General features: G+C 69.0%; 14 protein-coding genes. 10 read left to right on the forward strand and 4 right to left on the reverse strand.

The features are described from left to right. Nucleotides 1–16: 16 nt before the first annotated feature. Together glmU and JMF82_RS00600 are read left to right on the forward strand one after the other, a co-directional pair. The gene (gene glmU / locus JMF82_RS00595; RefSeq protein WP_201312636.1) at nucleotides 17–1,396 is read left to right on the forward strand and encodes a bifunctional UDP-N-acetylglucosamine diphosphorylase/glucosamine-1-phosphate N-acetyltransferase GlmU; all 1,380 of its coding nucleotides are present in this window, start codon (nucleotides 17–19) and stop codon (nucleotides 1,394–1,396) included. Nucleotides 1,397–1,468: 72 nt separating this feature from the next. After that, entirely contained in the window at nucleotides 1,469–2,263 is a 795-nt protein-coding gene (locus JMF82_RS00600; RefSeq protein ID WP_201312591.1) for a hypothetical protein, read from the forward strand. A 3-nt stretch (nucleotides 2,264–2,266) separates the two neighbouring features. Here JMF82_RS00600 and JMF82_RS00605 read toward each other — a convergent pair whose 3' ends face one another. Then, on the reverse strand, nucleotides 2,267–3,253 hold the full coding sequence (locus tag JMF82_RS00605; protein ID WP_201312592.1) for a pteridine-dependent deoxygenase: 987 nt from the start codon (nucleotides 3,251–3,253) through the stop codon (nucleotides 2,267–2,269). A gap of 91 nt (nucleotides 3,254–3,344) precedes the next feature. On the opposite strand from JMF82_RS00605, the gene JMF82_RS00610 reads away from it, so the two are divergent. From JMF82_RS00610 to fabG, 8 genes are all read left to right on the forward strand, one after another. Beyond that, nucleotides 3,345–3,614, forward strand: coding sequence for a phosphopantetheine-binding protein (locus JMF82_RS00610; RefSeq protein ID WP_201312593.1), 270 nt, complete (start codon nucleotides 3,345–3,347; stop codon nucleotides 3,612–3,614). Nucleotides 3,615–3,911: 297 nt separating this feature from the next. Next, entirely contained in the window at nucleotides 3,912–4,700 is a 789-nt protein-coding gene (locus tag JMF82_RS00615; RefSeq protein ID WP_236585220.1) for a xanthomonadin biosynthesis protein, read from the forward strand. Further along, nucleotides 4,697–4,996 (forward strand): hydroxymyristoyl-ACP dehydratase, encoded by a 300-nt coding sequence (locus JMF82_RS00620; protein WP_236585221.1) that lies wholly within the window; start codon nucleotides 4,697–4,699, stop codon nucleotides 4,994–4,996. The genes JMF82_RS00615 and JMF82_RS00620 overlap by 4 nt, the downstream gene beginning before the upstream one ends. Next, complete coding sequence (locus JMF82_RS00625) at nucleotides 4,993–5,946, forward strand: acyltransferase (RefSeq protein ID WP_201312594.1); 954 nt, start codon at nucleotides 4,993–4,995, stop codon at nucleotides 5,944–5,946. Before JMF82_RS00620 ends, JMF82_RS00625 begins: the two co-directional genes overlap by 4 nt. After that, nucleotides 5,870–6,517 (forward strand): LolA-related protein, encoded by a 648-nt coding sequence (locus JMF82_RS00630; RefSeq protein WP_201312595.1) that lies wholly within the window; start codon nucleotides 5,870–5,872, stop codon nucleotides 6,515–6,517. The genes JMF82_RS00625 and JMF82_RS00630 overlap by 77 nt, the downstream gene beginning before the upstream one ends. A 2-nt stretch (nucleotides 6,518–6,519) precedes the next feature. After that, complete coding sequence (locus JMF82_RS00635; protein ID WP_201312596.1) at nucleotides 6,520–8,838, forward strand: MMPL family transporter; 2,319 nt, start codon at nucleotides 6,520–6,522, stop codon at nucleotides 8,836–8,838. Further along, nucleotides 8,822–9,256 carry a phosphotransferase gene (locus JMF82_RS00640; protein WP_201312597.1) on the forward strand — a complete coding sequence of 145 codons (435 nt, stop codon included), beginning with the start codon at nucleotides 8,822–8,824 and terminating at the stop codon, nucleotides 9,254–9,256. Before JMF82_RS00635 ends, JMF82_RS00640 begins: the two co-directional genes overlap by 17 nt. 14 nt (nucleotides 9,257–9,270) lie before the next feature. Beyond that, nucleotides 9,271–10,008 (forward strand): 3-oxoacyl-ACP reductase FabG, encoded by a 738-nt coding sequence (gene fabG, locus JMF82_RS00645; protein ID WP_201312598.1) that lies wholly within the window; start codon nucleotides 9,271–9,273, stop codon nucleotides 10,006–10,008. Nucleotides 10,009–10,042: 34 nt separating this feature from the next. Here fabG and JMF82_RS00650 read toward each other — a convergent pair whose 3' ends face one another. Genes JMF82_RS00650 through JMF82_RS00660 form a run of 3 tightly spaced genes read right to left on the reverse strand, consistent with a single transcriptional unit; the run spans nucleotide 10,043 to nucleotide 12,794 of the window. Continuing rightward, complete coding sequence (locus tag JMF82_RS00650) at nucleotides 10,043–10,804, reverse strand: glycosyltransferase family 2 protein (RefSeq protein WP_201312599.1); 762 nt, start codon at nucleotides 10,802–10,804, stop codon at nucleotides 10,043–10,045. Then, nucleotides 10,801–11,598 (reverse strand): beta-ketoacyl synthase chain length factor, encoded by a 798-nt coding sequence (locus JMF82_RS00655; protein ID WP_201312600.1) that lies wholly within the window; start codon nucleotides 11,596–11,598, stop codon nucleotides 10,801–10,803. The genes JMF82_RS00650 and JMF82_RS00655 overlap by 4 nt, the downstream gene beginning before the upstream one ends. Continuing rightward, the gene (locus tag JMF82_RS00660) at nucleotides 11,595–12,794 is read right to left on the reverse strand and encodes a beta-ketoacyl-[acyl-carrier-protein] synthase family protein (RefSeq protein ID WP_201312601.1); all 1,200 of its coding nucleotides are present in this window, start codon (nucleotides 12,792–12,794) and stop codon (nucleotides 11,595–11,597) included. Before JMF82_RS00660 ends, JMF82_RS00655 begins: the two co-directional genes overlap by 4 nt. Nucleotides 12,795–12,939 lie beyond the last annotated feature (145 nt).

A 12,939-nucleotide genomic window follows, 5' to 3' on the forward strand; every position in this document is an offset into this window, starting at 1 on the left:
ACCGGACCCGCCCATGATCAAGAACGCCCCGCTGCACGTGATCGTCCTCGCCGCCGGCGAAGGCAAGCGCATGAAGTCGAAGAAGGCGAAGGTGCTCATGCCGCTGGCCGGGCGTCCGCTGCTTGCCCATGTGCTGGAGGCCGCGCGCGCATTGAAGCCGGCGGCCATCCACCTGGTCTATGGCCACTGCGGCGAGCAGGTGCGCGCCGCGTTCGAGCACGACGCCGACCTGCGCTGGGTGCTGCAGTCGCAACGCCTGGGCACCGGCCACGCGGTGCGCGAAGCCCTGCTGGACGTGCCCGACGAGGCCACCGTACTGGTGCTCTACGGCGACGTGCCGTTGACCCGTCCGCAGACGCTGGAGCTGTTGGTGCGCGCCGAGGGCACGGTAAGCCTGCTCGCCACCCGCGTGGCCGATCCGTCCGGCTATGGCCGCGTGCTGCGTGACGGCAACGGCCATGTGCGCGCCGTGGTGGAAGAGAAGGACGCCGATGACGCGCAGCGCGCGAACAACCTGATCAACACCGGCATCGTGGCGGCCGAGGCGGCCGCGCTCAAGCGCTGGACGTCGAAGCTCGATCGCAACAACGTCCAGGGCGAGTACTACCTCACCGACATCTTCGCGATGGCCGCCGGCGAAAACCGCGCCGCCAGTTGCGTGGAATGCGTGGACGAATACGAGGCGGCCGGCGCCAACAACCCCTGGCAGCTGGCCGAGCTGGAAGCCCAGTATCGCGAGCGCGCCGCCAAGGCGCTGGCGCTCGAGGGCGTGCGCATCGTCGACCCCGCGCGTATCGATGTGCGTGGCACGGTGAGCGCGGGCATGGACGTGGAGATCGACGCCAACGTGATCTTCGAGGGCGACGTCGTGCTGGGCGATGACGTGCGCATCGGACCCTTCACGCGTCTCAAGGACGTGAACCTTGCCGCCGGCACCGTGGTGCTGGCGCATGGCGACCTGGAAGGCGTGGTGACGCACGGGCCGTGCATCATCGGTCCCTTCGCGCGCCTGCGCCCGGGCACCGAACTGGCCGCGGGCGTGCACATCGGCAACTTCGTCGAGACCAAGAAGGCGCGGATCGGCGAAGGCAGCAAGGCCAACCACCTGAGCTATCTCGGTGACACGGTGATCGGCAGCGGCGTGAACATCGGCGCGGGCACCATCACCTGCAATTACGACGGCGCCAACAAGCACCTGACCACCATCGGCGACGGCGCCTTCATCGGTTCCAACAGCGCGCTGGTGGCGCCGGTCACGATCGGCGCGCAGGCCACCATCGGCGCCGGCTCGGTGATCGGCAAGGATGCGCCGGCGGGTGAACTGACGATCGCCCGCGCGCGCCAGACGACGCTCAACGGCTGGCATCGCCCGGTCAAGCAGAAAGGACCGGCATAGTCCGAATGGTCTGATGCCAGGGCGGCCAGCCGCGGCGTATAAATCGCGCCGCGTTCGCCAAGGGAGGGGGCCATGCGCTATCCGGGCATGTTCAAGCTGATCATCGTCATGGTGCTCTGCCCGCTGTGCCTGTCGGCGCTGCACGCGACCACCGGCGTGCGCGAGCTTCGGTCCACCCCCGACATGCGTTCGGCACCGGATGCCGACTACGCGCTGCATGCGGCGAACGACGGCGGCGCTTCCGTCACCTTGATCGATGTCCATGGCGGCGGCGGCGACTGGCTGCGTGCCGATCCGGCCAGGCTGCCACCCCTCCCCGGCGACGCCCCCGTCGCAGGCAAATCCGCGTTGCAATGGTTCTACGGCGCCGTCGTGGGCTGGATGCCGGTGCCGGCCGGCTGGCGCCTGCAGCGCGCCGAGATCGGCATGGACGGCGGCACCGTCTACACCTATGCGTCGCCCGATGGCGCCTCGGCGGGATGGATCACCTATACGGTGATTCCGGCCTGCCTGGGCTGCATGCTGGATGAAACCAACGGCCTGCTGCCCGGCGCGGGCGAACGCCTGGCCACGCTGACCGGCTCACCGGAGTCCAACCTCGGCCAGACCCAACCGGTGATGAGCTGGCAGTCGCGTCCCGACGAATGCACCGCGCTGTTCCGCTATCGATCCGGTGCGCTCACGGTGCATGCCGCCGTGCTGAGCAGCGTGCCGATCTCGGCGCTGGACAGCCGGAAGGGGGACCTCGCCGTGGCGGATGTCTATGCCGCGCTGCCGGCCGGCAAGTCAGGTGCGGCCGACTACCTGCTCGGCCATTTCAGGCAGGCGTTTCCAGCCTGCCATTCGCCGAACGGCTGGCCGGGCTGAGGTTCAGGCGTAACGCCAGCCGTCGATCTCCACCAGCAGCTCCTGGCGACAGATGTCGCCGTGCAGCAGCAGCACCGGCACGCCAGGCAGGCGTTGCTGCAGGAAGTCGTGCACCAGCGGTGCATCGGTCGGCTGGCGCACATAGGCTTTCAGTGGCGACTGCGTGTCGAATCCGGCGGCCATGCCTGCGCTCTGCAGCAGCGTTTCCAGGTTGGTCAGCGTTTCTTCCAGCTGGGCCAGCAGGTCGTCCTCGTGCGCGGAGGCGTGGCCGACCACGGCCGCGGTGCCGGAGATGGCCAGCGCATCGCCCGCCGGCAGCATCATGGCGCGGGCGAAGCTGGGCGGCGTACGGCCGTATTGGCGCGGATAGCGCCAGGCGCTCACCTGGCGGGGATTTTCCACGCGCTGGCCGGCCTCGTCGCAGGCCAGCAGGTAGACCTGCAGCCTCGGCGCGGCCGCGTGATGTCCGATGGCCGTCGCCGCGGGAAACCCCTCGACGAAGAACCCGCCCATGCCCGTAGCGCGGCCGTCGCAAAACAGCTTGTAGCGCTCGATATCGCCATCGCCACGGTTGATGTCGCCCAGGTAATTCCAGATCCGCTGCACGTGCCGTTCGCGGCGCGTGGCCAGGAACCGGCACAGCTGGCCATAGGCTTCGTGCGCGGTGTCGCGCGGACCGCCGTGGGCCCGTTCGTCCAGCGTGATCGCGGCGAACAGCCAGCCGTCGCCGGCCGACCACTGCACGTCGTCCTCGCGGCCGTGGTTAACCGCGCCGGCCACCTGCCAGATCTCCATCGGGACCGGCGCGTCGAGGCCTTCCAGGTCGACGCCCAGCCAGCGCGGGTCCTCGCTTTGCGCGGCACCGGCGCCAAAGCCGAAGACGGCGAGGGTGCCCGGTTCGCGCAAGACCGTCTCCGGGGCGGCGTGGCGGTAGGACACCTGGGGCGCGCGGCGTAGCGCGATCCTTGCGTTTTCACAACCCTGAACCATGGGAAACAAGCCGGGCAATCGGGGTCGCTATGTTACACTCGCCGGTCGCCGCCTCCGGGGGAGAGGCGCTTGAAAGGGTACGGAATCGGGCATGGCCGAGCAGAGCACCGCACAACACGAACTGGCCACTTTGATCGTGGAAAGCCTCAATCTGGAAACCGTGTCAGCCGACCAGATCGACCCTGATGCCCCCTTGTTCGGCGGCGATCTGGGCCTCGACTCCATCGATGCACTGGAAATCGCGCTGGCCGTGTCCAAGCGCTACGGCTTCCAGCTGCGCTCGGACAACCCGGAAAACCGCCAGATCTTTTCCAGCCTGCGCGCGCTGTCCGAGCATGTCGAACGGCACCGTGCCGTTTGAGGCGACACTGACCAAGTATCACCGTCGTCATGATGTCGGGATGGCTGGCAAGGTGTGTCGCGTGGCGCCGGCCAGACTGGCTGTCTTACCAGGACGCGCGGCGCGGCTTGCCAGCCATCCAGACATCACCCCATCATTCGACACTCAAAGGGGCCCACCCTGTCTGTCCGCAGCCCTTCGGTCCGTTGACTCAACAGCCAGCCAGTCTGCCTTCGCCAATGGCCCTGTGGCCTGCGAACAGACAGGGTGGTTGACGACGGAGATACTTGGTCAGTGTCGCCTCAACCGACGTCCGGCATGATGTCATCGGCGCGCGGCACACTGGTGCCGTCGCCGCGACTCAGCGAGCAGGCCCAGCCACGCATGTCCTCTGTTCCCGCCCTTCCATCGACATCCCCGTCACGGCGCTGGCTGCCGTTGATGCTCGGCTACCCGGTGCTGGCGATGGCCGGTGTGCTGACGCACCGCCAGGGCTTTTCCCTGGCCGCGTGCGCCCTGCTGCTCACCTTGTTGATGGCGCCGGCCCTGGCCGCGCGCCGTATCGGTGCGTGGACTCTCTGGACGCTGGCCCTCGGCGCGATGGGCTGGCTGTGGATGCGCGGCTACGTTGGCCTGCTGCTGGAATGCGTGCCCATCGCCATCAACCTGCTGGTGGCCTCGCTGTTCGGGCGCAGTCTTCGACACGGTTCGACGCCATTGATCGCCCGCTTCATCGAGGCGGTGGAAGGACCCGAGCGTCTGCAGGCGCCGGGCCTGATGCGTTACGCGCGCCGGCTGACCTGGTTCTGGGCGCTGCTGGCGTCGGTGCAGGCAACCGTGCTCGCCGCCTTGCTGCTGTGCGCCGAGCCCGGCGGCCTGTTCGTCTCGCTGGGCCTCGCCTCGCCGTTGCCGGTACCGGCCGGCTGGGCGCAGTCCTACGTGCATGTCGGCGGCTACGTGGTGATCGCCGCCGCGTTCCTGCTCGAACACGTCTATCGCCGCTGGCGCCTGCGCCATCTCACCCATCCGCGCCTGCACGAACTGGCGCTGGGCATTGCGGCGCGCTGGCCGCAGCTGGTGCGTGGGCAGGATCCGGCAGCGCCATGAGCCATGCCATGTTCCATCGCGAATTCTCCGTGGCGCATGATCATCCGAGCTTGCCCGGGCACTTTCCCGGCTCGCCCCTGGTGCCGGGCGTGATGCTGCTGGAGCAGGTCGCGCTGGCCTTGCGTGCGTGGCGCGGCGAACGCATGGCGCGCGTGCAGGACGCGAAGTTCGTGGCGCCGCTGCTGCCGGAGCAGCAAGCGCAGGTGGTGCTGACCGAGGTGAATGGGCGCGTGCGCTTCGAAATCCGCCGCGACGACGAACTGCTCGCGCGCGGAACGGTCGAGGGCGCGCCATGAGCGAGCACTGGCAGAGCCGTCCCGAAGGTGGCGGACGCTTCGCCCTGTGGCTGATCCGCACGGTGGCGCTGCATGGCGGGCGGCCGCTCGGCCGCGCGTTCCTGTATCCGATCACGCTGTACTTCTACTGCCGCCGCCGGCCCGAGCGCGAAGCGTCACGCCGCTTCCTCGAACGGGTGCTGGGCAAACCGGTGGGCGCGTGGCAGGTGATGAAGCACCTTCACGCATTCGCCGCGATCACGCTCGATCGCATCTTCCTGCTCGCGCGCGGGGAGAAGGGTTTCGATATCGCGGTGGAAGGCCTGGATGAACTCGAATCCGCGCTGGCGCAAGGCCGCGGCATGCTGCTGATGGGTTCGCACCAGGGCAGCTTCGAGGCGCTTCGCGCACTCAGCCTGCGTCGCCCCGATATCCCGCTGCGCGTGGTGCTGGACAAGCAGAAGACGCCGGACATGACGGAACTGCTGGAGGCGCTCGCGCCGGATATCGGCGCCAATGTGATCGACGCGTCGCTGGGCGGCGCCTCGATCACGCTGGCCATGGCCGAGGCCTGCGGGAAGGGCGCGATGGTCGCGCTGCTGGCCGATCGCGGACGCGAGCACGAAGTGCTGCGCCGCACGCCCTTTCTCGGCGAGCCGGCGCCGTTTCCCGTCGGCCCGTGGCTGCTGGCGCACTCGCTGCGCGTGCCGGTGATGCTGTGCTTCGGCTTGTACGAAGGCGGCAATCGCTATCGCCTGATCTTCGAACGTTTCGCGGACCCCGTGGACATTCCCCGGCAGGACCGCACCCGGGCGCTGGATGCCTGGATAGCCCGCTACGCCGCGCGCGTGGAACACTACGTGCACGTGGCTCCCTACAATTGGTTCAACTTCTATGATTTCTGGCAGCAAGACATGGCTACTGCTGTGCGGCCTGACGCTGTCGCTGTGCGCGAACGCGTCGGCGCCTGAGGAAGCCGCCACGGCGCGCGCGCTGGTGGCTTCGCTGGGCCGTCCGGCGCCGGCGCGCACGCCGTTCGCGGAGGCGCGCTTCATGAAGATGCTGGACCAGCCGCTGGTGGTGTCCGGCGAGTTGTCGTGGCTGGGCGGCGATCGGCTGGAGCGCCGTGTCGAACACCCGAACCGCGAGGTATCGACCATCGCCGACGGCGAGGTGAGCCAGGAGCGCGAGGGACGCGAGCCGCGTCGCTTCTCGCTCAAGCGCGCCCCCCAGCTGCAGATCCTGCTCGACAGTTTCGTGGCCATGCTCGGTGGCGATGCCACGCGCCTGGAGCAGGCATTCACCATCCAGTACAGCGGCGACGATGCGCGGCGCTGGACGCTTGCGCTCACGCCGCGCGATCCCAAGCTGGTGCGCACGGTCAGTCGCATCGAGATCGACGGCGCCGGCAACGAGCCGCATTGCATGCGCATGCAGGAGGCCGATGGTGATCTCGCCGTCGACCTGCTCGGCCCTCTTGCCGCCAAGATGCCAGCGACGCCGACGCGCGATGCGCTCGCGGCGCTTTGCCGGGGCGGCTAGGCATGCGGCCAGGCGGTCGGTGGATCCTGCTGGCGGTGTGGGTGGTGGCGCTTGCCGCCATCGGCGCGTTCGTCGCGCAGCGCTTGCGCGTCAGCACCGACCTGCGCAGCTTCATGCCCGCGCCGACCACGCCGGACCAGCGCCTGCTGATGGAGCAGGTGGGCGAGGGGCCGGGTTCGCGCCTGCTGCTGCTCGCCATCGCCGGCAAGTCCGACGAACAGCTGGCGGCGTTGAGCCAGCAACTGGCGACGTCGCTGCGCAAGGATGAACGTTACAGCCAGGTGCTCAATGGCAGCTTCGACATCGGCTCGCTCGATGAGCAACTGTTGCCGTATCGCTACCTGTTGTCGCCGACGTTCGACGCGCAGCCGATGGATGCGCCGTTCCTGCGCGATCAACTCGAACAGCGGCTGGAAGACCTGTCCTCGCCCGCAGCCGGTTTGCTCAAGGGCCTGCTGCCGCGCGATCCGACCCTGGAAGTGCTGAAGCTGGCCGAGCGCTGGACGCCGCCGAAGTCGCCGGACGTGCGCGAAGGCGTGTGGTTCTCCCCGCAGAACGAAGCCCTGCTGCTGGTGCAGACGCGCGCCGCGGGCTTCGACCCGGACGCGCAGGGTGTCGCGATCGATGGCATTCGCAAGGCCTTCGCCGCATTGCCGGAGCACGAAGGCGCGACACTCAAGCTCAGTGGGCCGGGGTACTTCAGCGTGGTGGCCAATGCGCAGACGCGCGGACAGGCCGAATGGATCGGCCGCATTTCCACGGTGGGCTTCATCGTATTGCTGCTCCTGGCCTACCGCAGCATCGGTTCGCTGCTGTTGTCGGCGCTGCCCATCGCCAGCGCGGCGCTCGCGGGCATCGCGGCGTTGATCGTGCTGTTTCCGCAGGTGCACGGCATCACGCTCGCGTTTGGCTTCACCTTGCTCGGCGTCGCGCAGGAATACCCGATCCGTGTGCTCAGCCATCGGCGCGCCGGTGAAAACGCGCTGCAAAGCGTGCGCGACCTGTGGCCGTTGTTGCTCACCGCGATCGCTTCGGCCTGCATCGCCTATCTCGCCTTCTACGCGTCAGGGGTAAACGGCCTCAAGCAGCTGGCGGTGTTCACCATCACGGGCCTGCTGGTGGCGGGGTTCAGCACGCGCTACCTGCTGGCGCACCTGTTGCCTGGGCGCGTGCACGATGTGGCCGGCATGGGCTGGCTGGTGCGCGCGCGACGCGGGGTCGATGCCTTGCCGCGCCCGCGCTGGATTCCCGTGCTGGTGGCGGTCGTCACGGTGTTGATGCTGGTCTTCGCCCGAGGCGCGTTCTGGCAGAACGACCTGTCGGCGTTGACGCCCCTGCCGCAGGATCTGCTGCGGGAGGACGCGCGGCTCCGCGAAGCCCTGGGCGCGCCGGACGTGCGCTATCTGCTGGTGATGGAGGCGCACGACGAACAAGGCGTGCTCGCCCTGTCCGAACGCCTGCAGCCCACCGTCGACGCGTTGGTCGCCAGGCATGCCGTCGACGCCGTCGAGTTGCCTTCCCGCTATGTGCCCAGCGAGGCCGTGCAGCGCATGCGCCAGCAGCGTCTGCCTGATCGCGCGGCGCTGGAGCGAGCACTGTCGGAAGCCGGGCAGGGTATGCCGTTCCAGGCAGGTCTGTTCGCGCCGTTCATCGACGACGTGCAGAAGGCGCGCGCGTTGCCACCGCTGACGGAAGAGCGCTTCGCCATGTCGCCACTGGGTCAGCGCGTCTCGGCGATGCTGATGCCGCGCGGTGATCATTGGGTCGGCCTGGGCACGCTCAGCGGCGTGCACGACGTGGCAGCCTTGCAGGCGCTTGCCCAAGGCGGCAACGGCGCGGTACGCCTGCTCGACCTGAAGGAGACCGCGGAGTCGATGGTGGTGGACTACCGCACGCGCATCCTGCATGCGCTGCTCGCCGCCACCCTGCTGCTGGTGGTGGCGATCACCGTGGCGTTGCGCAGCGTCCGGCGCGCCTGGCACGTGCTGGCGCCGATGACGCTGGCGACCTTCCTGGTGCTGGCGGCGGAGCGCGTGGCGGGCGTGGAGGTGTCGCTGTTCCACCTGGTGGCGCTGATCCTCGCGGCGGGCCTGGGCCTGCACTACGCCTTGTTCTTCGAGCGCGACACCGGCGACGCCGCCGAGCAACGGCGTACGCTGCACGCGACGCTGGTGTGCGTGCTTTCGGCCTTGCTGGTATTCGGCATGCTGGCCTGGAGCTCGATTCCGGTCCTTCGCGCCATCGGGCTTACCGTGAGTCTCGGCGTCGCCTTCCATTTCTGTCTTTCGATCCTGATGGCGCCGCATGCTCGCCAAGACTGACTGGGCGCATCTCATCCCTCACCAGGGCGCCATGTGCCTGCTCGACGCCGTGCTGGCGTGGGACGACGCCACCATCCGCGCGGTGAGCGACAGCCATGCGCGCGCCGATCATCCGTTGCGTGGCCAGCATGGCCTCCATGCCGTGCACCTGGCCGAATACGGTGCCCAGGCGATGGCCGTGCATGGCGCCCTGCTGGCGCGCCGACGCGGTATCGTCGAGGCGCGTCCAGGCCGGCTGGTGAGCCTGCGCGACGTGGCACTGGCGGTGGAATACGTCGATCCCGGCGATGGCCATCTGGACGTCCATGCCCAATGCCTGTACGCCGATGAGGCAGGGGCGCAGTATGCGTTTCGCGTGGAGCAGCGCGGCCGCCTGCTGGCATCCGGGCGCGCGGCGGTCATCCATCCCGTTTCCTGATTGCGAGGTCAGCCATGCCGCACGCCCACGCTTCCCGACGCGCCCTGGTTACCGGTGGCAGTGGCGACCTTGGCGGCGCGATCTGCAACGCGCTGGCGCAGGGCGGTTATCACGTGATCGTCCATGCGAATGCGTCGCTGGCACGCGCCGATGACGTGGCGGCAGCCATTCGCGATGCGGGCGGCAGCGCGCAGTCCGTCGCGTTCGACGTCACCGATGCCCCCGCCACGCGGCAGGCGATCGATGCCTTGCTGGCCGACGGCACCATCCACGCGGTGATCAACAACGCGGGCGTGCATGCCGATGGCCCCCTGGCCGGTCTCTCCGGGGAAGCATGGCACCGGGTCATCGACGTCTCGCTGCATGGCTTCTTCCATGTCACCCAGCCGCTGCTGTTGCCGATGGCGCGGGCGCGCTTCGGGCGCATCGTGTCGGTGAGTTCGGTGGCCGCGCAGCTGGGCAATCGGGGGCAGGCGAATTACGCCGCCGCGAAATCGGCCCTGCATGGCGCCACGCGTTCGCTTGCGCGCGAGATGGCGTCGCGCGGGATTACCGCCAACGTGGTGGCGCCGGGCGTGATCGAGGGACGCATGATCGGCGAGGAGTTTCCGCCCGAGCGCATCCGCGAGATCGTGCCGGCCCAGCGCGCCGGCAAGCCGGAAGAAGTGGCGGCGCTGGTGGCGTTCCTCTGTTCGGAGGCGGCCGGCTACATCAACGGCCAGGTCATCGGCGTCAACGGCGGCATGGCGTGACACGATCGCCGGAGCCGCCCCCGGGATCCGCCGGCTAGCCTGTTACCGCCGCATCGAACACGATCGGCTGCGAAGCGCGTGAACGGCGATAGCTCGCCGTGACGTCGCCGTGCCGGATCACCTGGCCGATCGTATAGAACGTGATGCGCGTGACGTCGCGCACCGGGCTGAAGTGGCTGATGCGGAATTCGCCCTGGTAGCGCGAGGCGATCGGTACCGACACCACGTCCAGCCCGCGTTCGCGCGTGGCGGCGATGAGGATGGCCGCTTCGAACACGAAGTTTTCCGCCGGCAGGTCGACCAGGTCGAGCGCGGCACGCGGATACCAGCGCTGCCCGCTCTGCGTATCGGCCACGGGTTGCGCGCAGGCCCAGGAGATGCCCCAGTCGGCTACCGCATTGGCGCGACGGCGCCCCTTGGGCTGTTGCTCGCGATCGAGAAGGCGCGCGCCGATCACGATGTGGTTCGGGTATCGCTTCGCCGCGGCCACGATGCGCGGGATGTCGCTGGCCAGATGCTGTCCGTCGCCATCCATGGTGAGCACCGCGTCATAGCCCTGGCGCAGCGCTTCGCGAAAGCCCGTACGCAAGGCCTCTCCCTTGCCGCTGCGTTGCTGGTGGCGCAGCAGGGTCACCGGCAAGGCGCCCACGATGTCGGGCGTGCGGTCGTCGGAGCCGTCGTCCACCACGATGACCGGCGCGCCCAGGTTCAACACCGATTGCACGACCTGGCCGATCGCAGCCTCTTCATTGAGGCATGGAATCAGCACGCACCAACGGACATCGGAGGTATTCAAGCAGCGGTCTCCATGACAATGCGCAAGGCCAGTGTTTCGGCGGCGGCCAGCGTGCACTCGCCGTCTCCACGCGCCAGATTCTGCATCAATGGCCACGCCGCCGAAGCGGCCGGGTTGGCTTCCTGCCAGGCGCCCGTGCGCGGCGCGGGGTGCAACATCGGGCCGGCATGCGGCTCAAGCGTCAGCTCCAGCCGACAGAGGCTGCGTTCGCCCGGCTGCGGCGACAGTACCAGCGCGCAACCGAACGAAGCCTGCGAGCCGGTCATCTCGCCCAGTGGGCCGTGGCCGGCGATGTCGCTGCACACCAGCAGCACGGGCTGTTGCTCGGTGGCGCACAGCGTGGCTGCTTCGAGCAGGCCCGCGCCGAAGCTCGCGTGGCCGGCGGTGATCGCGCTCGAGGGCGCATGGCAGCCGGTGGCGATGGTCCAGTAGCCGGCCGGCGCGTTGTGCACCGAGTTGTGGAAGCGCGTCGGCGAGAGCTCGGTAGGCGCCTGTGCCAGGGTCGTGCACATGTAGTCGGAAATCAGCTGGTCGCCGTAGACCGAGCTGAAGACGCATGGCAGGTCAGCCGCCGCGCGCCCGCTCATCGCCACGGCCTGTCCGGCGACTTCCACCGCGAGCAGCACGCTTTCCGGTGCGCGTCGGCGCTCGTTGGCGGGCAACGTGGCGGCGGCCGGCTTGGCGGGTGTCGGGGCCACGCTTTCGCCACGCTCCTGCGCTTTCAGCGCCTCGAAGTCCGCCAGCGCCGCGGACCACAGGCCGATGCCTTCCACGTACACCTGTAGCGCACTCATGCGGGTGCTCTCCCGAAGGCCAGGCAGGCATTGTTGCCGCCGAAGCCGAACGAGTTGCTGACGGCCACGTCAACGCCGCGTTGCTCCACGTCCCAGGCGAACTGAGGTCCGCAGGCCGCGTCGGGCATGGTGCAGCCCAGGTTGGCCGGCACCAGCCCGTGCTCGATCGCCTGCAGCGCGAACGCTGCCTCGAGGATGCCGGCGGCGCCAAGCGTATGGCCGGTGAAGCCCTTGGTGGAGCTTGCCCGCGTGGTGGTCGGAAACGCGCGGGTCACCAGCGCCGCCTCCACCTCGTCGTTCTTCAGGCTGGCCGTGCCATGCAGGTTGATGTAGTCGACCTGGTCAGCGTGCAGGCCGGCGCGGGCCAGTGCATCGCGCAGCGCCAGTTCCGCACCGAGACCTTCCGGGTGTGGCGTGGACATGTGGTGGGCGTCGCTGGATTCGCCATAGCCCAGCAGGCGGGGCGCGTGTGGCGCCATGCCGGTGCGTTCGAGCAAGGCGAAGCCGGCGGCCTCGCCGATGGAAATGCCACGCCGCGCCTGGTCGAACGGCCGGCAGGGTTCGGGCGACACCAGCTCCAGCGCGTTGAAGCCGAACAGCACGCTGTCGCACAGCGTATCCACGCCGCCGACCACCGCCGCGTCCGCCAGGCCCAGCCGGATCAGGCGCTCGGCGCTGGCAAACACTTTCGCGCTGGACGAACAGGCCGTGGAGACGGTAAGGCAGGGGCCTTCCAGCCCCAGCGCCTCGGCGACGAAGCCGGCCAGCGAGTGCGGCGCATGGATCAGCGGGCGTCGCAGGTCCGGTGGCATGTGTCCCTCGTCATCGAGGCGACGGTAGGCCTCCTCGGTGGCGCCGATGCTGGCGGTGGAGGTGCCGAGCACCAGTGCGACACGCGCGGCGCCGTAGCGCTGGCGTACGTCGAGGGCACGCTCGAGGAAACGGTCCTGGCGCAGGCCCAGCCAGGCCAGGCGGTTGTTGCGGCATTCCCATACGGCATGGGCAGCGGGCAGCGCGGCGTCTTCGACGCCTTCGACACGGCCTATCCAGCACGCCAGCGGCGCGCTGCTGAAATCGTTGGGGCGCAGGCCGCCGCGCGTGGCGGACAGGGCGGCGACATGGCTTTCGAGGCCGTGGCCGAGCGCCGAAGTGACCGTGTAGGCGCTGACGGCCAGGGGTTGAATCGGTACTGGCATCACGCCAGCCTAACCAGCGCCCGGCGCATTGCCTAGTCCGCGCCGGGAACGGTCGAAGCGGCGTTCATCTTGCCCATGAACCGGATTGCGCAGGAAGAGCCCGCTGCGCACACTTCCCCACCGGCCTGCCCTCACCTGCCCTGCC

It is taken from the genome of Dyella sp. EPa41, from assembly GCF_016586165.1.
In the GTDB taxonomy this organism is placed as follows: Bacteria; Pseudomonadota; Gammaproteobacteria; order Xanthomonadales; family Rhodanobacteraceae; genus Dyella.